Consider the following 18729-nt stretch of genomic DNA (forward strand, 5'->3'; position numbering starts at 1 on the left):
TTCGAGGGCAATCCGAACCCGCACGAGCCCGACGCGGTGAGTTTGACTCGAACGCGTTCGGAAAAAGACTAGAGCCCGCCGCGGCACATTTCCCGATACCGTCGGCAGTTTCCCTGGCCCCGTTCGCCAAGCTCATCCTTGTAGAGGCAGTGCGCGCGCAATTTCGCGCAAACCTGGCCGGTTGATACACGCTCGAATGACGGACGATCGAATGACGGACGCTGGCACGCTTCGCGGAATCTGCGGCAATGGCCTTGACCGCGCTCGCCGAGCGCGTCCTTCATTTCGCAGGTGCGCTGCAATTCCCTGCAGTTCTGCGCGAACACAACATCGGTCAATCCAACTAGCAAAAACATCGCTACTGAAAATGCACGCATGGCTTCACTCCTCGCGTTATCACTTTTGCTAAATACTGGACCCTGAAGTCTCCCGGCACGAATGTGTCAAGTGGATGCCGGGAAGAGCTCGATTTTGCGCACCAGCAAGTAAATCGCGAACATGACTTACCTCCTTTGCACCTCCACTTCCTTACCACGTCGGCGCGTATGGGCGCTGTGAACCCGATCACAGGTAGAATGGCTGGAATGCTAACTTGCTTGTCTCGATCTAAAGGACCGCTTCGATTCAAGAGCGACGGTCGAGGCTAACGGCAGCTACGTCGCAGGCTATGTCTTTGCGATCCGCTCGGAGCGATTGATCTGCCGCGAAGTGCGGTGAAGGTTTGCCATCGATGCGAGGCCGATTGCGGCTGATGCCAACAAGCAGCGCTCGATCACGGAACAGGATTGGCGTAGAGATCGCGATCCGGCGAAGTCAAGCCAGTGTCTAGCGACCGTCGCGATTCGGCTGGGGCATCGCCAGCGAGTTGTTCGGAAGCTTGTCTCACCATCGGATCCCGCGGCGCAGTGGACCGGAGCTCACAAGCGGCCGGCATTCTTTGCTTCTCGGACAACTATCTCATCGACGTGAAGTCAGTTGCGGAAGTCCAGCACCGGAAATCGGTCCGTAATTCGATGCCAAAAACTGAGTGGCGGTCGCCGCGATCTTTGACCTGGAAGGTACAAGCACCGAGGCGCCAATTTCATTCCATAGTAAAGATTCTTTCCAGAAATGATTTGTCCACCCTCGAACCTTGCGTCCGCATCAAAAGTTAGCTTGATCACTTCTGCTGTTCGGTTCAGTAGTCCAGTTGCTGTATCGTCAAACGCAACCGTATATTTGGTCGTTGCCTTCAGAACTTGCTGTCCCTGACAGATGTAGTCACCTTCCTGCAGATACCTTCTCACCTCCTGATCGCATGTCCCTCTGTGTAACAACTCATTTGCTATGACCGCGAGATCCTCGAGTGACACTTCAAGAACTTCAACGTCATCAAGCTCAAGCTTGACAGATTCTACAAGCTTTGCATTCACGGTTGTTTCGATATTCCGCAATAACTCTGTAGTCACTCCAAGTCGCGCCTTTCGGAGCTCCGAAGAGACCTGTTTATTTGTGAAAGAGGTGCGAGTCACAGCGACTAGTCGTTGAGGCTCAACCTCGCAGAGCATGGAATAATATTTGCCGTCCGATGATACATGGTAGAGTGACCCCGGAGCGCGCAAGCTGGTGGGTGGCGTAATTGGATAGAAGCCAATGTCCACAATGGCTTCGTTTAGTTTATCGGGGTTAGGCTTGTGCATGTATACCGCCGCTACGGCGCCTGGGGGGCCTGCACACGCTAGAAATATTGCTCCCCACTTAAGGATCGGAAACATCAGATTCCCCTCCTTCGACGACTAGGGACAACAAACACTGCCGCAAGGCCGCGGGCACGCATTGGCCGAGTTGGTGGGGGCCGCCGCACCTAACGCGGAAAGAGCGAAGATCAAGAACAATGCTGCGAACTTCATGACCTGTCCTTTCTCAGATTGGTGTGTGCTCGCTCTAGTTGATGCGAAAAATTATCTCCCTACATAGACGTGCCAAATGTTATCTACTTCACACCCGCCTCGTTTTTTGTGGGATTGCCGAGAGAAACGGTCTGAGCCTTAGTGGTGCGATCGGCTCAAACAATGGGCGCTCTGGGTACCAGAACCAGTCATTGGCACGCATCCCAAGATGGAAGCGACGGTCGCAGAGGTTAGCGCCGGCGATGTTGGGTGAGCGTAGTGGACTCCGCAAAATGAAGCAGCCTCAGTTCGAAGTTAACTGAGGCAGAAGGTTCGGTCGCCACAAGTTGACCGGTTCCAAATGGAAAGGCGATCGTCAATTTCGCCGATCGCGATCCGAGAGTGTTCCCGCAGAAGGCGAAGGGCGAGGCACCGACGATGGCTGCACAGCCGATGACTGCGCCCTGGGTTGCGGAGTATTGGGCTGCGGGATGGAGGTCGCCTGCTGGGCCGGGGACGGAGGCGTAACCGACATCTTCTGTCTGATGTCCTCCTGAACAGCGCGCAGTGCCGCAACGGTCTGGGCGATCTGTTCTTGCTTGTTAGCGAGTTGCTCTACGCTGCGCCGCACGGCATCGAGATTGGACGCCAGGGGCTCAAGCTGCACCGGGCCAGGGGAAGTTGCTGCCACGGCCGGGGATTTCGTCGTCGAAGTGGATAACAACCAGGCTAGCGCTGGAGCGCGGGCTACCACCATCTCCTTTGCTACATCACCATAGGACTGCCAGCCAAGCGTAGCGCCGACACCGATGAGAACCGTAATAGAAAACCGGATGAGACTGCGGGTCATTCGCCTGCCAATCGACGGCCGGCCGCCCGTCGCCGGCCCCTCGCCGAAGCGATAGGAATGCGAAGAATCGACCGACGACTTCGTGCGTCTTCTACCCATACGCCGATCGGATCGGACGTCCAGATCGCGCGCAAGCCCGCCCGACGAAATTTCTTCGGCGCTCGGCCACTGCTGCTCCGCGAGCGGTGGGCTTTGCGAGTATAACATCTGGTGACTCCACCCCGCGGTTCTTATTGGCTGAAGAGGCCAACCTGGTTTGACAGAAGCGAGGCGGGAGCGCAGCAGTCCTGGGGCGATTGTGGGATCGTCGCGCGATAGAGGATCGGTTTGTTTGAACTCGGTGAAAACTCAACCGTCAAGCCGGCTCATTGCGCAGCCCGTGCGTGACGGCAGTGGGAAGAAGCTGACAGTGACGATGCTTGATCGGTGTCCGGTCACGCCGCGACGGTGACCTCCAAATTGATCAACACCGCCGGCCGAATTGACTTAGGCAGCGCCGCCATGCGTCTTGAGTTGCGCCATCCGTTAGCCTCCGGACCGAGGCAAAAACGGATGCACGGACTCAGCTAACAGGGTCGCCAATTGTGCGGTGGCAGGCGTGGACTGCTTTTCGGGCGGCAGTGAGCCGACAGACTGGACCACCAGTCCAGTACCAGCGGCAATGGCAACTATCGCAATTGCAGCAAGATATTCGATCCTCATGGCGATGGTTCCTCCATGGGCTTCCACAGAATAACCGGACACTCTCTAAATTGGTTCCAGAGCGCAGTTTGACCCTGGCCCTGGACCGCCTGCTTGCGCGGCGCCCGGATGGCACCCTCGTCAATCCGGCCGAGCGCGGCGTTCCGTCCGAACGGCGTCACGATCAGAAGTCAGGGAACGAAAGCTCTGGCCAAGACTTTAGAAGCTTGAGACCGTCGCTCGCCGTTAACTTCACGGCGCATGTCGCGGATAGCCAAAGGTTCTACTGCAGGGCCCGCTGTTCTCAAAAACAAGCGCTCGCGCAGATAGCCAAAAGCGGCGGTCTCGGTTCCGTTCAGAATTGCAGCAGTGCGCGCAAGCGGGAGATCTGCAGGAGGGGTGGGCGCCGATGCTGGTGCGTTCTTACCCGAACGAGGCTTCGTTATGCGCAACCGCCTTGACATAGACCCCAAACACAGCCGAGCAATCGTTCAAGAGATCGGGGAAAGATTACGCGCGCTCCTGAAAGAAGAGCCGGAACTCCCGGGGAGCCTTGGAACGCAACTCGACCGGCTCCGCGAATTTGAGAAGCAGTCACCATCGATCATTCCAGCGGCTGAGCACTGGGACAAGCGTCGCCGTTGAGACGCAGACGGCTCGGCCGAACATGGACGAGCAATGCCATCGGTGAAGGGCCGTGCGTCAAAAATTTTGAATGAGTACGGTGCGGCGCAATTCGAATTGATCGGCAAAGCCGTCGTGCTTACCGACGGAAAGGCTGGCACGGTCGAAAACGTTTGGCTCGACGAAATGCACGGGCTTCGGATTTCCATCAAAGGTCATGATGGAAGATGGCCGGTCTCGACCATCAAGCTTGTGGAGCCCTAGACCTCGCATCGGCTACGCGCTGCCCAGATCGCGCGCTCGGCGAGAGAGGATCATAATGCCTCGCATCTTGCGAAGCCCCGGGAGTGAGTAAACGCGCTAGAGCTTGCCCGGCTTCGTCTGATCCGGTCCGCCGAACAGATCGGCGACCCAGCGGCTCGACGGATGCGCGGCGCAGAAGGTCAGAATAGCGAGCGTGATCGGCACGCCGATGAAGGTGCCGAACAGGCCCCACAGGAAAGTCCAGAAGAAGATCGCGAACAGCACGACAACAGGCGAAATCGACAGCATGGAGCCGGCCACCCGCGGCTCGATGTAGCTGCCGACCGCAAACTGGATGACGTTCAGGCAGACGAAGACACCGAGCACCGCCGGCCAGCTCTCGAACTGCGTCATCGCCAGCAATGTCGGAAACAGCGTCGCGACGAACGGGCCGATGAACGGGATATAGTTGAGCACGAAGGCGATCACGCCCCACTCCAATGCGAACGGCAATCCGGCTACCCACGCAAATGCGCCGACCAACAGGCCGGTGATCGCGCTCATCTGCGTCCGCACCACGAGGTACTTGCGGAATTTCGCCGCCGTCGCCGCGCTGCCGTCGAGCAACACGCGGGCTGCGGCCTTGTTGTCCAACCGTTCGACATTCCGCCTGATGTTCTCGACTTCGAGAAGCCCGAGCATGACGTAAACCAGCGCGATCACCCAGAAGGTGAGCGTGGTATTGACGCGGGCCGTCACCTGCTGCGTCGCGCGCAGCAGCCAGCCGACGTTGAAATGCTCGGCCCAGAGCCCGGCAACCGAGATGCCGTGGCCGTCCAGCCACGTCACCATCGCCGAATAAAGCGCCTGGTACCGCGGCAGATCGCTGACCAGTGATCGGCCGACACGACCAAATCCCCAGGCCGCGAGCGAAGCAACGCCGAGACAGACCGCGACCGTTGCAACGATTGTGATCGCCAGCGCGACAAGCTTCGGCATCCAGGACTGCAACCGCTTCTGGATCGGCCACACGATCGCGATGATGAAAAGGGCCGCCGCCAGCGGCGCGAACACCTTGCTCGCCTGGGCCAGCGCCGCCGTGACCAGCACCGCCGCGATGAGTCCCGTGGTGGTCTTCAGCCCGAAGCCCATGTTGGGTTCCTTCGACCTTCACGCAATCCGAGATTGTCAGCCGCATTGAACCGCGGCAAGAGCGATGACGCCGGCGCATGCAACCGTGATCGCGGTCACGTACGGCAACCCGGACCTGACTTAGCTTCCCGGCAGCAAACCTCGCAACGAGGTCCGCCCGAGGAGGCAGCCATGTCCCGTTTTAAGCCATTGCTACTGGGTGCCAGCCTGCTGGCAGGCCTGTTGAGCTTCGCTGTTACCGGTGCGGCTTTCGCCGAAGCGCCGAACGTCGACATCCGCAACGGCATGCAAGGGCCGCTGACCGACCAGCGCGTCGCGCTGGTGATCGGCAATTCGAATTACCAGACCGCGCCAAAACTCGCCAATCCCGGCAACGACGCGCAATCGATCGCGCAGCTTCTGAACTCGGCGGGCTTCGAGGTCACCCAGGCGACCGACCTGACGCGCAGCGACATGGTCAGGGTGGTGCAGGACTTCTCCAACAAGGTCGCCGAGCGTGGTCCCGGCGCGGTCGCCATGATCTACTATGCCGGCCACGGCGTGCAGGTGGCTGGCGAGAACTATTTGCTGCCGGTCGACGCAAGGATCTCCTCGCCGTCCGATCTCGATGGCAACTCGCTGCGGCTGGTCGACGTGATGGGCACGCTGGAATCGATCCAGAGCCGGATGCGCATCGTCGTGCTCGACGCCTGCCGCAACAATCCCTTCCCGGAGGTCAATGACGCCGGGCGTGGCCTCGCTATCGTCGATGCGCCGCGAGGCTCGATCGTCGGCTACTCCACCGCGCCGGGAATGGAAGCCCAGGACGGCGACGGCAACCACAGCCCGTATACGAGGGCGTTCCTCAATATCGCACGTGAGCCCAATCTGCCGATCGAGCAATTGTTCAAGCGCGTCCGGCTCGAGGTGAACAATACCACCTCCGGCAAGCAGACGCCGTGGGAAAGCTCCTCGCTGACCGCCGATTTCTACTTCTTCGGCGATACCGCGGTTGCCGCAGGCCGCGCGCCGGATCGCCGCCCGATCATGCAGGTCGCGTCGAACCTGCCGTCGCGTTCGGCGCGCCAGGCTTACGATTACGTGCTGTCGGAAGGCTCGCCCGAATATTATGAAGAGTTCATCCGCCTCTACCCGCACGATCCGCTGTGCGACCACATCCGCCTGCTGCTCGGCAACCTGCGGGTGGCGACGGCCTGGCACAAGGCGGTCGTCGCCAACTCGCCGTTCGCCTACAAGACCTTCTATGACAATTATTCGAGCAGTCCCTACGCCAAGTCCGCGCTGAAGCTGCAGACAGCGCCGAAGGCTGTTCCGCTGATGCACTTCACGCATCTGGCGAAGCAGTCGCCGGCGTTCAAGCCGGGCAACGTCGGCAACGTGTCCACCCTCGGCATCTCCAAGGGCAATCTTGGCGGCAATTTCGGCCCCCACGGTCACATGCCCTCGAAGATCGTCACGCTTCCCGCCAAGGGCATCAACCCGGTCAATGGCGGCAACCTCAACGGCAACGCGGGTAAGGTCACCACCCTGCCTGGGAAGTTCAAGCCCGGCTCCGTCAACAACGGCGGGAATGCCGGCAAGATCGCCACCTCCCCCGGCAAGTTCGACCGCCATCCGACGCGGTTCGCCAACAAGCCCATGCTGACCTCACGGCCCATGATGACCTCGCGGCCCATGATCAAAACCGCGCCGCGCCAATTCAACGGCGGCATGGGTGGTGGGAATTTCAACCGCTTCGCCGCAGGTCCGTCCCGCAGCTCGTTCGGTGGCAGTTCGTTCGGTGGTGGCTCGTTCGGCAGAATGGGGGGCGGCTTCAGGCGCTAACTCAAACCCAGCGCAATGAAAAACCGGGCAGAGCACAAGCTCTGCCCGGTTTTGATTTTTAGAGCGCTGAATCAGGCGACCAGCTTGGCGAACAGGTCCGCGTCAACATTGCCGCCGGAGAGCACGATGACGACGTTCTTGCCCTTGGCGTCGATGCGTCCGGCGAGCAGTGCAGCGAGGCCGACGGCGCCGCCGGGCTCGACCACCAGCTTCAATTCGCGATAGGCATAGGCGACCGCCGCGCCGACTTCCTCGTCGGAGGCGGTCACGCCGTTCGCCAGCAGCTTGCTGTTGATTGAGAAGGTGAGTTCGCCCGGCATCGCCGCCATCAGCGCATCGCAGATGGTGCGGCCGGCGGCGTGATGGGCCTCGCGATGGCCGGCGCGCAGCGACAGGCCGTGATCGTCATAGTCCTTCGGCTCGGCGACGATCACCTGCGCTTGCGGAAATTTTGACTTCACCGCCGTCGCAACGCCGGCGATCAGCCCGCCGCCCGACGCCGGAGCCACCACGATATCGGGGCTGAGCCCGAGCGCCGCCATGTCCTCGGCGATCTCGCGGCCCGCGGTGCCCTGCCCGGCGATCACGAAGGGATCGTCATAGGGGCGGACCAGCGTCGCACCGCGCTTGCTGGCGATGCCGTTGGCAATGGCTTCGCGGTCTTCCTTGTCGCGGTCGTAGAGCACCACCTCGGCGCCGTAGCCCTTGGTGCGCTCGCGCTTGGTGACCGGAGAATCCGCAGGCATCACGATCGTCGCCTGCATGTTGAGGATCTGCGCCGCCGCCGCCACGCCCTGGGCATGGTTTCCGGAAGAGAACGCAACGACCCCGCCGCCCCGCTTGTCCTGCGGGATCGAGGCCAGCTTGTTGAAGGCGCCGCGGAACTTGAACGATCCGGTCCGCTGCAGCATTTCAGGCTTGAGAAAGACCTTGGTGCCGACGCGCTCGTTGAGAACGGGGAACGACAAGAGCGGCGTCCGCACCGCGAACGGGGCAACTACCCGCGCCGCCGCGTCGATATCTGCGGCACCGACCGGTGCCGTTGAGGCTTTTTCCGTCATCCATACTTTGTATCGCGCAAGCAGGCCGACGGGCAATACAGATTCAGGTGATCTCAGGCGGCGAAATGCGGGTCTTCCGCCACAAATTCGGCCGCCTCACCCTCCGATTCGACCGGGCGAGAATTCATGGCATGCTCGATGAAAACCCGCGTGGAGGCCTGCCAGGTATGGGCGGCGGCGAATTCGACGCAATCTTCCCGCGAGATCTGCAGCGCCTCCCGGCAGGCGGCCCGTAAATCCTCGCTCAGCACGCCCACCGGCGCCGCGCCGATCACGTCGCGCGGACCGGTGACAGGAAAGGCCGCGACCGGCAGCCCGCTGGCCAGCGCCTCCAGCAGCACCAGCCCAAACGTGTCGGTCCGGCTGGGGAAGACGAAAACGTCGGAGGCTGCGTAGATTTCCGCCAGTTCCTCGCCGTGCCTCGCACCGAGGAACACGGCATCAGGATATTTCCGCTCCAGCGCCATCCGGGCCGGTCCATCGCCGACGATAAGCTTGGTGCCAGGCAGATCGAGGTCGAGGAAGGCTTCGAGATTCTTCTCCACCGCGATCCGGCCGACGCAGAGATAGACCGGCATCGGCAGGCAGAGATCGGTGCTGCGCGGATGGAATAGCGAGGTATCGACCCCGCGCGACCACTGCACCACGTTGCGAAACCCGCGCATCCGCAATTCGGCTGCCAGCGCCGGCGTCGCCGCCATCACCGCCCGGCTCGGCCGATGAAACCACTGAAGCGCCTTCCACACCCATGATTCCGGGATTGGCGAGCGCGCCGAGACATATTCGGGAAACCGGGTGTGAAAGCTCGTGGTAAACGGCAAGCCATGCTTGCGGCAATAGCGCCGCACCAGAAGCCCGATCGGGCCCTCGGTCGCGATATGAATGCTGTCGGGCCTTGCCGCTTTGATCAATCGCGCGATTTTTGCTGGATACGGCAGAGCCAGCCGCAGGTCGGGATAGCTCGGCATCGCAAAGGTGCGAAACGATTGCGGCGTCAGGAAACTCACCTCGACACCAAGTCCCCTGGCCGCTTCCGCCATTGCGGTCAGCGTGCGCACCACCCCGTTGACCTGGGGATGCCACGCATCGGTTGCGACCAGGATATGCGTCATGCGGCGCGCGCCGCGACGCGGGGAACCGGCGCAGCCCTTCGCACCGGATCGGTCCAGGTGATGATCTCGAACCGGCCGTCCTCGTGCTCGGCGAGCGCGGTACAGCTCTCCACCCAGTCGCCGCAATTCATGTAGCGGATGCCATGCTCGTCGCGGATGGTGGCGTAATGGATGTGGCCGCAGATCACGCCGTCGGCGCCGTGCCGCCGCGCTTCACCGGCCAGCGTCTGTTCGAACGCGCCGATATAGTTCACGGCATTCTTGACCTTCAGCTTCGCCCATTGCGACAGCGACCAATAGGGCACGCCGAACATGCGGCGGAAGAAGTTGACCAGACGGTTCATCTGGATGGCGAAGTCGTAGGCCTTGTCGCCGAGATGGGCGAGCCAGCGCGCGTTCTGCACCACGAGATCGAAGATGTCGCCGTGGATGACGAGGTAGCGCTTGCCGTCGACGCCGGTGTGAATGGTGTTCTCCACCACATCGATGCCGCCGAAATGGGTGCCGTAATAGTTGCGCAGGAATTCGTCGTGATTGCCCGGCACGTAGATGACCTTGGCGCCCTTGCGCGCCTTGCGCAGCATCTTCTGCACGAAGTCGTTATGCGATTGCGGCCAGTACCAGCTCGACTTCAGCGCCCAGCCATCGACGATGTCGCCGACCAGATAGATGGTGTCGGCGTCGTGGGTTCTGAGAAAATCCAGCAATCGATCCGCTTGCGAGCCGCGGGCCCCGAGATGGACATCGGAGATGAACAAGGTACGAAAGCGCCGTTCCGGGCTCTCTTCACTCAAGGCGTCACTACCCATGCCTGTCCCCTGACAGATTTCTGTGACAGGGCGATGACTAGTTCACGCGACCCATAGCCCCACGAGAATCAATGTCGCGCCCCGCAGTTTGCGGATAGCAGCGCGATGCGACAGGCAAGCGACATCGCGGCGGCGATATCTCGACGTCGTCCCCGCGTTCGCAGGGACAACGGAGACGCTTAATAAAACTTGTGAAAATGATGCACCGGGCCGTGGCCATGCCCAACGCTGAACCGGTCTGCCGCTGCAATCGCGGCGGTCACCCACGCCTTGGCGTTGCGCACGGCGGTCTCCATGCCCTCCCCCCTCGCGAGCCCCGCCGCAATCGCCGAGGATAACGAGCAGCCGGTGCCGTGGGTGTTCTTCGTCGCGATGCGCGGCGCGGCCAGCGCGATCGCGCCATTCGCGCCGATCAGATAGTCGATGCTCTCGGCGCCCTCGCCGTGGCCGCCCTTGATCAGGGCCGCCTTGCACCCCAGCCCGAGCAAACGCTTGCCCTGTTGCTCGACCGCGGCTTCGTCCGCCGCCACGGCTTCATCGAGCAGCGCCGCCGCCTCCGGCAGATTCGGCGTGATCACCGATGCCAACGGAATCAGTTTTGTCCGCAGCGCCTCGACGGCTTCGGCGGCGAGCAACCGGTCGCCCGAAGTTGCGACCATCACGGGATCGAGCACGACGTGCTTCGGCGACCAGCGCGCAAGCCCCGCGACGATGGCATCGATGACAGGCGGATGCGCCACCATGCCGATCTTGACCGCACCGACGACGAGATCGGAAAACACCGCGTCGATCTGCGCGGTGACGAATTCAGCCGGCACCTGATGGATGCCGCTGACGCCCTGGGTATTCTGCGCTGTCAGCGCCGTGATTACGGAGGCACCGTAGACGCCGAGCGCAGCAAACGTCTTCAGGTCGGCCTGGATACCGGCGCCGCCAGAGGAATCGGAGCCGGCGATGGTCAGGGCGATCGGCGTCGTCACCGCAAGCCTCGCGCAGTTGGCGTGTTGGGGATCATGGATTGTCCTACCGCGCCCGGCCGTGTGCAGCAAGCTGGCTTGCCATGACCGGCGGTTTTTGGCCTATTGGGGCCAATTTATTCGGAGACGACAGCGATGGTTCCCTTCTTCGTCCAGTTCAAATGCAAGCTCGGCCAGTCCTACGCCGTCGCCAATGCGCTCGCCGAGGCCGAGATCGCCTCGGAGATCTATTCCACCGCCGGCGATTACGATCTGCTGGTCAAGTTCTACGTCGACAACGACACCGACATCGGCCATTTCGTCAACGAGAAGGTGCAGGTGATTCCGGGTATCCAGGACACCCACACCATCATCACCTTCAAGGCGTTCGGCACGGGCTAGCGGCCCCGCCCGCACATCGCCGTCGACTTCGCCCGGCGCGGCCACGCCCGCGGGCCTTACGGGAGTGCCCGTCCTGTCCGAGACGTCAGTTACTTTCGACCGGCTGAAGGCCTTCATTCAGCACGCGCTCACCGCGGTCGGCTTGCCGGACATTGACGCCGCAGAGGTCGCGGCGCTGATGGCGGCGGCCGACCTGCAGGGGTCGGACGGGCATGGCGTCAGCCGGTTGCCGCAATACATCAGGCGGATCGAGGCCGGCGGCTTCAACGTCCGGCCGAACATCCATGTCGTGCACGAGCACGCCAGCACGGCCGTGCTTAATGGCGACAACGGCATGGGCCATCTCGTCATGAAACGCGCCGCCGGGATGGCGATCGAAAAAGCGCGGACCACCGGCATCGGCTGGGTCAACTCGCAGTTCTCAAACCATGCCGGCCCCGCCTCGCTCTACGCCACGATGCCGCTGGCCCATGACATGATCGGGCTCTATTTCGCAGTCGGCAATGCCAACCACCTTCCGCCCTGGGGCGGCCTCGACATGCTGCTGTCGACCAATCCGATCGCGGCGGCGATTCCGGCCGGCGAGGAAAAGCCGATCGTGCTCGACATGGCGACGACGGTCGCCGCCTACGGCAAGGTGAAGACCAAGGCGTTGCGCGGCGAGACCATGCCGGAGGGCTGGATGATCGACCGCAAAGGTCGGCCGCTGACCGATCCGAGGCGCGCTGACGAAGGCATGCTGCTGCCGCTCGGCGGCATGGAGGCCGGATACAAGGGCTATGGGCTGGCGATGATCATCGGCCTGCTCGCGGGCACGCTCGGCGGCGCCGCGATGGGCCGCGAGGTCATCGACTTCAACCACGATGACGACAGCGTCACCAACACCGGACAGGCGATCGCCGCGATCAACGTCGCCGCTTTCGGCGACGTCGCCGTCTTCAAGCGAAGCGTCGATGCGCTGGTGCGCGATTTCCGCAACAGCGAGCGCATCCCGGGTGTAGACCGCATCTGGATGCCCGGCGAACGCAGCCATGAAACGCGGATGAAGCGGACAAGCGCAGGAATTCCCGTCGCCCCGGCGCTATTGCGCGCACTGGACCAGGTCGCCGACGACCTGGGAATATCGCGGCTTGGAGACTAGGCCTGTGGCTGGCGGTCGAGGCTGCCGACCGGCACCGGCCGGCCCATTGGATAGCCTTGCGGGAAGTTGACCCCGGGGCGCCCTCAGCAACCCCTGCTGCACAAAACGGCACTGATTTACCGCAATGCACGGTGACGACGTTAACCATGGCATGCTTTTGCCATAACAGGATCATCCTACCGCCTTGATATTTTTCATTATCTGGGGCGTCGTCAATCGGGAGTTCCGCGGCGGCGGACGTTCCGGGGGGAGTAGTCGCGAGTACCACCATGGGGACGCTGTACGATTTGCTCGGAGCCCTTCCGAGCGATAACGCCGAGGGATTGCGGACGGCGTTCCGCAAGGCCGCGAAGGCGACGCATCCCGATATCAATCCCGACAATCCAGATGCCGCGCTGAGGTTCAGGGAGCTCGTGCGCGCCTATGACATCCTGAACGATGCCGAGCAGCGCGCGACCTACGATGAACTGCTCGCCATTGCGCTGCAGCCGTCCCCCACGACGAAGACAACGCGTACCTACGAGAGGGTGCACAAGCTCGCCTCCAACACGATGGCGGCCTCGGTCATTTCGGCGGTGCTGGTGGGCGGCTACGTCCTGTTCGGGCTTTTTTCGACGCCACCTGGCGCCGCGGAAATGCTGGCCGACAGGACCACCGGCCGCGCGCAGGAAGTTTTGGCGCTGCTGCCCGACACCCCGGTGCAGGACGAGGCCCATTCCCCGCGCGGTGGAGAGATTTCGACCGGCGCGGTCACGCTGACCTCCGCAGCGCCGGCAGTAAAGGAAGCGGGCGCCGCGCCGGTCGGCCGCTTCGAGCCGGTGCCGGCTTTCGCCACATACAATCTGGGCGTTCAGTATTATCCGCGCTTCGCAGCCGCCTATTTGGATCGCGGCTTCGTGCTGTACCGGGTGGACGATTTCGACCGCCCGTCTGCCGACATTGCAGCCGCCAAGCGTGCTGCGGATTTGAGGCGCAGCAAGACCGCCACGCCCGCGCCGGTGCCGCAAAAGCCGCTGACCATCGTGCCCTCCCTGCCGGAAAGGGAAAGGCGAGAACCGGTCACCGCGGCCCTGACGCCCTGACGGCGCGCAAGGCTTTCCGCGCTCTCAGCCTTCCTTCTTCTTCGGCCGCGGCGGTCCCTCGACTGCAGGCAGCGACTTCACATATTCCGCAATCGCGGCGCGATCCTCCGGCGACAACTGCGACGTATTCTTGATCACGCGCACCATCGATCCGCCGGCGGTGTCGCCATCGGGCGTTTGTCCGGTTTCGAGGAAGTAGGCGATGTCATTTGCGCTCCACTCGGCCAGTCTCTTCTGGGTGATGTTGGGTACCCAGCCCTCGCCCTCCGGATTGGGCCCGCCGGCGAAGCGCTGCGCCTCGACGATGCCGCCCAGGAAATTGCGCGGGCTGTGGCACTCGGCGCAATGGCCCATACCGTTGACGAGATAAGCGCCGCGATTCCAGGACGGAGAACGCGAGGCGTCCGCCGTGATGGGCTTGCCGTCCATGAACAGCCATTTCCAGATTCCGACATTGCGGCGGATACTGAATGGAAACGGCACGTCGTGGTCGCGCGGTTTGCCGGTCACCGGCGCAAGCGTCTTCAGATAGGCAAAGAGATCGCGGACGTCCTCGACCGTCGCATGCTGATAGGACGCATAGGGAAAAGCCGGAAAATAATGCGTGCCATCCGGCGAAGTCCCCTTGAGCACCGCAGTCACGAAATCCGCTTCGCTCCATCGGCCAATACCGTAAGTGGGATCGGACGAGATGTTGGGAACGTAAAACGTTCCGAACGGCGAAGGCATTGCAAGCCCGCCGCCGAGCTTCAGCCGGTCCGGCTGGTTGGGAACGGCGTGGCAGGAGGAACAGCCGCCGGCATTGAACGTTGCAGCACCATTGGCCAGGTTCGGCGTGCGAGGAGCCAGCGAGCCCGGGGCAATCACCGCCGGGATCGTCAGCCACCAGAAGATTCCGGCGCCAGCGACGCCCACGAAGATCAAGCCAAGGAGAATTCGTCGCAGCATTCACCGATCCATCGTCAGGAGTCTCAATTCGATGACAGTATGAACGCACATCGCGCCATAAGCTTCCACGAAATTGCTGATGTCATGGCCGCCGTTCGGGGAATAAATCCGGAAAGTCGTTGTTTTGAGGCTGACACGGCCCGCTTCTTAATCAACAGGGAGAAACACCATGTCGAACAAGACCATGCTTGTCATGCTTGCGCTGGGGGCAGCCGTTGCTTTTGCCGGACCCGCGTCTGCCGACAAGATGAAGGCGACGCTCGACGGCAAGGCCCAGGTGCCGCCCAACACCAGCACGGCCACCGGTACGGCCGACATCGACTACGATCCCGCCAGCAAGAAGCTGAGCTGGAAGCTTAGCTATTCCGGCCTGTCCGGTCCTGCCACTGCCGCGCATTTCCACGGCCCGGCCGAAGCTGGCAAGAATGCCGGCGTCGCGGTCGCGATTCCCAATGCGACGTCGAGTCCGGTCGAGGGCAGCGCGACCCTGACCGATGCGCAGGCCGCCGACCTCGTGGGCGGCAAGTACTACATCAACATCCACACCGCAGCCAATCCGGGCGGCGAAATCCGCGGCCAGGTAACGAAGTAGACTTCGCATTTGCGCCGAAGCAAAAAAGGCGGACGCATCAAGCGTCTGCCTTTTTCGTTTTAGTCGCACTGAAGACAGTAACAACAAATCGTCGTCCCGGCGAACGCCGGGACCCATAATCCCGGTCGTCTATTGTTGAGCGACGCCGTCGGCGATCATACTCGACAATAGCCGCCGCGGCGTATGGGTCCCGGCTCCTTATGCGCAATTGCGCACAGGGCCGGGACGACCAATCATCAGCCTTTCACGCGGAAGGTCTCATGGCAGTTGCTGCATTCCTTACCGATCGCGGGCATGGTTGCTTTCAGCGAATCCAGGTCCTTGATCTTTGCCTTGGCCTCGGTGACCGTTTTGGCGAAGCTTGCAATGGCTGCGTCGAAACCGGCCTTGTCGCTCCAGATCTTCGGTGACGGGCTGTAGTCCCCCTCGAACTTCACGCCCTTGAGGCTGGCAGGAAACAATGTAGGAAGGTTCTTGGCGGTGTCGTCGAACTGGCCGATCGCGGCGTTGACGGTCGCCTGATCATAGGGCTTTTCGCCCTTGACCATCGCCGACAACGCGCCGGCGTTCTTGCCATTGTCCTTCATCATGGCTTGGGTCCGCTTGACCTGATCCTGCTGTGCAACGACCGCACCGGCACTGAATGCAAGCACAGCTACGACGACGACGATCCGCTTCATTGGCTAATCCCCCTTCAATTCGGGTTTGTATCGGCCCCAAAGTGCGGACCGACTGTTTGTAAACACCGCACCCGGCGCATCATTCCGCATGCGACAAAATATCAGAGATTATGCTGCTTCTGCGCCTCGCGGATCGCGATCCAGACCCGTTCGGCCGTGGCCGGCATATCGATGTGGTCGATCTTGTACTCGCGCCACAACCCCTCGATGATCGCATTGACCACCGCGGGACAGGAGCCGATCGCGCCGGCCTCGCCCGCACCCTTGACGCCGAGCGGATTGGTCGTGCACGGCACGTTGTGCGTTTCGAAATGGAATGACGGACCGTCGGAAGCACGCGGCACCGCATAATCCATGAAGGTGCCGGTGACGAGCTGGCCGTCGGTTGCGCTGTAGACCGCCTGCTCCATCAACGCCTGGCCAATCCCCTGCATCGCCCCGCCATGCACCTGGCCGGCGAGCAGCAGCGGATTGAGCGTGACGCCGAAATCGTCGACGATGACGTAGTTGACGATCTTGATGATGCCGGTCGCGGGATCGATCTCGACTTCGGCAAGATGCGTGCCGTTCGGATAGGTGCCGTCGGCCTGCGCAAACGTCGCGCTCGCATTCAGTTTCGAGGGATCGACGCCGGGACGCTTCGCGAGGTCGGCGAAGCTGATCGAACGATCGGTGCCGGCGATGCGCACGACGCCATTGCTGATCTCGAGGTCGCCGGCGCTGGTCTCCAGCGCTTCCGCCGCGATCTCCTTCAGCTTGGCGCCGAGTTCGCGCGTGGCGCGCTCGACGCTGACGCCGCCGGTCGGGATCGACGCCGAGCCACCGGTGCCGAGACCGGTCGCGATCTTGTCGGTGTCGCCCTGCAGCACATGGACGCGCTCCGGCGGCACGCCGAACTGCTCGGCGACGAGCTGCGCGTAGGCCGTCTGGTGCCCCTGCCCGCTCGACTGGGTGCCGATCAGGATGTTGATGTCGCCATTGGGATCGAGCGCGACATTGGCGGTCTCCTCGCCCATAGTGCCGCAGATCTCGACATAGCAGGACATGCCGATGCCGCGTACGAGGCCGGCCTTCTTCGCCGCCTTGGCGCGCTTGGGAAACTCCTTCCAGCCCGCGACTTCCATCGCACGCTTCATGTGCGCGGTGAAGTCGCCGGAATCGTAGACCTTCCCGGTCGCAGTCTTGTAGGGCATCGCCTTCGGCGGAATGAAATTCTTGCGCCTGATAGCATCCGGCGTCATTCCGAGCTTGCGTGCCGCCGCGTCGACCAGGCGTTCGACCACATACGCCGCTTCGGGACGGCCGGCGCCGCGATAGGCGTCGACCGGCACAGTGTTGGTGAACACGGTACGGACACGGCAGTGGAAGGCCTGGATGTCGTAGAGACCCGGCAGCATGCCGGCGCCGCCGTGCGGGATGTACGGCCCGAAGGTCGAGAGATAGGCGCCCATGTCGCCCATCAGGTCGACGTCCATGCCGAGGAATTTGCCGTCCTCGGCCAGCGCCATCTTCGCGGTGGTGACGTTGTCGCGGCCCTGCGCATCGCCCATGAAATGATCGGAGCGGTCGGCGGTCCACTTGATGGTCTTGCGCAGCTTCTTCGCGGCGACCGAAATCAGGGCGTATTCGCGGTAGGGAAACAGTTTGGTGCCGAAGCCGCCGCCGACGTCGGGGCAGATCACCCGCATCTTTTCCATCGGTATCTTCAGCACCATCCCGCACAGGATTTCGCGCAGGCGATGGCTGCCCTGGCTGCCGATCGTCAGCGTCAGGTGATCGCGCTTGGCGTCGTATTCGGCGACCGCTGCGCGCGTTTCCATGAAGTTGGTGATGACGCGCGGATTGACGATCGTTACTTCGGCGACCGCGTGCGCCTTGGCAAAGGCGGCCTCAGCCGCCTTCTTGTCGCCAACCGGCACGTCAAACAGCACGTTGCCGGGCTTGTCGGGCCAGACCTGTGGCGCGCCCTGCTTGACGGCGTTGACGACACCGACCACGGACGGAAGCGGCGTCCATTTGACGTCGATCGCCTCGATCGCATCGCGCGCCTGGTCGATGGAATCGGCAACCACGAAGGCCACGGCATCGCCGACATGGCGCACCTCGTCCTTGGCGAGGATCGGGTATGGCGGGCCGGTAAACGGGTCGACTTCCAGATTGAACAGGCATGGCAGATCGCCGAGATCGCCGACCTCGGCCGCGGTCAGAATCAACGACACGCCCGGCATCCCGCGGGCCTTGGTGACGTTGAGGGTGAATTTCGCGTGCGCATGCGGCGAGCGCAGCATTAGCGCGTGCAACGCCGGCTGTGGCGAATGGTCGTCGGTATAGCGGCCCTTGCCGCGAATGAGCGCGTCGTCTTCCTTGCGAAGAACGCTTTGACCGACGCCGAATTTGATGGGAGCTGCCATCGTATCTCCAATTCCATTAGCGCGTCGTGACTTGAAACGTTATCGCGCTTACTTTTGTTTTGAGCATGATCCTTTTCGGAGAGACCCCTATCCGCGCTTGCGGATCACGCACCTGGAAGCGTTCTATATTGCAGCGGTTCGCGAGCCAGCGCAAACCCCGCTTTCGGTGGCGAGCACCATTCCAGCAGCCGGATTTTCCGCACCTGCACAACAAGAAAACTTGATGATGCCCGGCTCACAATGCCGGCGTTTTTCCGTCAGCAGACGCGAAAATGCGTCAGCGCGGCCACCGC

The 18729-nt window shown here is 62.2% G+C and carries 15 protein-coding genes; 6 read left to right on the forward strand and 9 right to left on the reverse strand.

All coding sequences use genetic code 11. The features are described from left to right. Positions 1-971: 971 nt before the first annotated feature. Entirely contained in the window at positions 972-1679 is a 708-nt protein-coding gene (locus tag ACH79_RS40895; RefSeq protein ID WP_161855812.1) for a hypothetical protein, read from the reverse strand. A 2398-nt stretch (positions 1680-4077) separates the two neighbouring features. Here ACH79_RS40895 and ACH79_RS40900 point away from each other — a divergent pair. Further along, a complete protein-coding gene (locus tag ACH79_RS40900) occupies positions 4078-4287 on the forward strand; it encodes a PRC-barrel domain-containing protein (RefSeq protein ID WP_161855813.1) in 210 nt (69 codons plus the stop codon). A 96-nt stretch (positions 4288-4383) separates the two neighbouring features. Here ACH79_RS40900 and ACH79_RS40905 read toward each other — a convergent pair whose 3' ends face one another. Then, positions 4384-5418 (reverse strand): AI-2E family transporter, encoded by a 1035-nt coding sequence (locus tag ACH79_RS40905; protein WP_161855814.1) that lies wholly within the window; start codon positions 5416-5418, stop codon positions 4384-4386. Positions 5419-5589: 171 nt separating this feature from the next. Here ACH79_RS40905 and ACH79_RS40910 point away from each other — a divergent pair, with 171 nt between their 5' ends. Further along, the gene (locus ACH79_RS40910) at positions 5590-7242 is read left to right on the forward strand and encodes a caspase family protein (RefSeq protein ID WP_161855815.1); all 1653 of its coding nucleotides are present in this window, start codon (positions 5590-5592) and stop codon (positions 7240-7242) included. A 71-nt stretch (positions 7243-7313) separates the two neighbouring features. Here ACH79_RS40910 and ACH79_RS40915 read toward each other — a convergent pair whose 3' ends face one another. The 4 genes from ACH79_RS40915 to thiD all read right to left on the reverse strand — a co-directional run bounded on the left by ACH79_RS40915 (position 7314) and on the right by thiD (position 11204). After that, complete coding sequence (locus ACH79_RS40915) at positions 7314-8303, reverse strand: threonine/serine dehydratase (protein WP_057836636.1); 990 nt, start codon at positions 8301-8303, stop codon at positions 7314-7316. 53 nt (positions 8304-8356) lie between these two features. Continuing rightward, entirely contained in the window at positions 8357-9415 is a 1059-nt protein-coding gene (locus ACH79_RS40920; protein WP_161855816.1) for a glycosyltransferase family 1 protein, read from the reverse strand. Next, a complete protein-coding gene (locus tag ACH79_RS40925) occupies positions 9412-10224 on the reverse strand; it encodes a UDP-2,3-diacylglucosamine diphosphatase (protein ID WP_161855817.1) in 813 nt (270 codons plus the stop codon). The genes ACH79_RS40920 and ACH79_RS40925 overlap by 4 nt, the downstream gene beginning before the upstream one ends. 179 nt (positions 10225-10403) lie before the next feature. Then, complete coding sequence (thiD, locus tag ACH79_RS40930; RefSeq protein ID WP_161855818.1) at positions 10404-11204, reverse strand: bifunctional hydroxymethylpyrimidine kinase/phosphomethylpyrimidine kinase; 801 nt, start codon at positions 11202-11204, stop codon at positions 10404-10406. A gap of 132 nt (positions 11205-11336) precedes the next feature. Between thiD and ACH79_RS40935 the strand changes: the two genes are divergently transcribed. From ACH79_RS40935 to ACH79_RS40945, 3 genes are all read left to right on the forward strand, one after another. Then, positions 11337-11582 (forward strand): Lrp/AsnC ligand binding domain-containing protein, encoded by a 246-nt coding sequence (locus tag ACH79_RS40935; RefSeq protein WP_029583462.1) that lies wholly within the window; start codon positions 11337-11339, stop codon positions 11580-11582. Positions 11583-11646: 64 nt separating this feature from the next. Continuing rightward, the gene (locus tag ACH79_RS40940) at positions 11647-12723 is read left to right on the forward strand and encodes an Ldh family oxidoreductase (RefSeq protein WP_246738333.1); all 1077 of its coding nucleotides are present in this window, start codon (positions 11647-11649) and stop codon (positions 12721-12723) included. A 269-nt stretch (positions 12724-12992) separates the two neighbouring features. Next, a complete protein-coding gene (locus ACH79_RS40945; RefSeq protein WP_161855819.1) occupies positions 12993-13805 on the forward strand; it encodes a J domain-containing protein in 813 nt (270 codons plus the stop codon). A gap of 24 nt (positions 13806-13829) precedes the next feature. On the opposite strand, the gene ACH79_RS40950 is transcribed toward ACH79_RS40945, so the two are convergent. Beyond that, positions 13830-14753, reverse strand: a complete 924-nt coding sequence (locus ACH79_RS40950; protein ID WP_161855820.1) for a cytochrome c — start codon at positions 14751-14753, stop codon at positions 13830-13832. 169 nt (positions 14754-14922) lie between these two features. Between ACH79_RS40950 and ACH79_RS40955 the strand changes: the two genes are divergently transcribed. After that, positions 14923-15345, forward strand: a complete 423-nt coding sequence (locus ACH79_RS40955) for a CHRD domain-containing protein (protein ID WP_161855821.1) — start codon at positions 14923-14925, stop codon at positions 15343-15345. A 236-nt stretch (positions 15346-15581) separates the two neighbouring features. On the opposite strand, the gene ACH79_RS40960 is transcribed toward ACH79_RS40955, so the two are convergent. After that, positions 15582-16025 carry a cytochrome c gene (locus ACH79_RS40960; RefSeq protein ID WP_161855822.1) on the reverse strand — a complete coding sequence of 148 codons (444 nt, stop codon included), beginning with the start codon at positions 16023-16025 and terminating at the stop codon, positions 15582-15584. Between the two features lie 101 nt (positions 16026-16126). Further along, positions 16127-18436, reverse strand: a complete 2310-nt coding sequence (locus ACH79_RS40965; RefSeq protein WP_161855823.1) for a xanthine dehydrogenase family protein molybdopterin-binding subunit — start codon at positions 18434-18436, stop codon at positions 16127-16129. Positions 18437-18729 lie beyond the last annotated feature (293 nt).

It is taken from the genome of Bradyrhizobium sp. CCBAU 051011 (assembly GCF_009930815.1).
In the GTDB taxonomy this organism is placed as follows: domain Bacteria; phylum Pseudomonadota; class Alphaproteobacteria; order Rhizobiales; family Xanthobacteraceae; genus Bradyrhizobium.

What these genes read in the sequence shown, in the direction of transcription:
- ACH79_RS40895 (WP_161855812.1), bottom strand. Translation starts at nt 1,679, where the DNA reads ATGCACAAGCCTAACCCCGATAAACTAAACGAAGCCATTGTGGACATT.
- ACH79_RS40900 (WP_161855813.1), top strand. Translation starts at nt 4,078, where the DNA reads ATGCCATCGGTGAAGGGCCGTGCGTCAAAAATTTTGAATGAGTACGGT.
- ACH79_RS40905 (WP_161855814.1), bottom strand. Translation starts at nt 5,418, where the DNA reads ATGGGCTTCGGGCTGAAGACCACCACGGGACTCATCGCGGCGGTGCTG.
- ACH79_RS40910 (WP_161855815.1), top strand. Translation starts at nt 5,590, where the DNA reads ATGTCCCGTTTTAAGCCATTGCTACTGGGTGCCAGCCTGCTGGCAGGC.
- ACH79_RS40915 (WP_057836636.1), bottom strand. Translation starts at nt 8,303, where the DNA reads ATGACGGAAAAAGCCTCAACGGCACCGGTCGGTGCCGCAGATATCGAC.
- ACH79_RS40920 (WP_161855816.1), bottom strand. Translation starts at nt 9,415, where the DNA reads ATGACGCATATCCTGGTCGCAACCGATGCGTGGCATCCCCAGGTCAAC.
- ACH79_RS40925 (WP_161855817.1), bottom strand. Translation starts at nt 10,224, where the DNA reads ATGGGTAGTGACGCCTTGAGTGAAGAGAGCCCGGAACGGCGCTTTCGT.
- ACH79_RS40935 (WP_029583462.1), top strand. Translation starts at nt 11,337, where the DNA reads ATGGTTCCCTTCTTCGTCCAGTTCAAATGCAAGCTCGGCCAGTCCTAC.
- ACH79_RS40945 (WP_161855819.1), top strand. Translation starts at nt 12,993, where the DNA reads ATGGGGACGCTGTACGATTTGCTCGGAGCCCTTCCGAGCGATAACGCC.
- ACH79_RS40950 (WP_161855820.1), bottom strand. Translation starts at nt 14,753, where the DNA reads ATGCTGCGACGAATTCTCCTTGGCTTGATCTTCGTGGGCGTCGCTGGC.
- ACH79_RS40955 (WP_161855821.1), top strand. Translation starts at nt 14,923, where the DNA reads ATGTCGAACAAGACCATGCTTGTCATGCTTGCGCTGGGGGCAGCCGTT.
- ACH79_RS40960 (WP_161855822.1), bottom strand. Translation starts at nt 16,025, where the DNA reads ATGAAGCGGATCGTCGTCGTCGTAGCTGTGCTTGCATTCAGTGCCGGT.
- ACH79_RS40965 (WP_161855823.1), bottom strand. Translation starts at nt 18,436, where the DNA reads ATGGCAGCTCCCATCAAATTCGGCGTCGGTCAAAGCGTTCTTCGCAAG.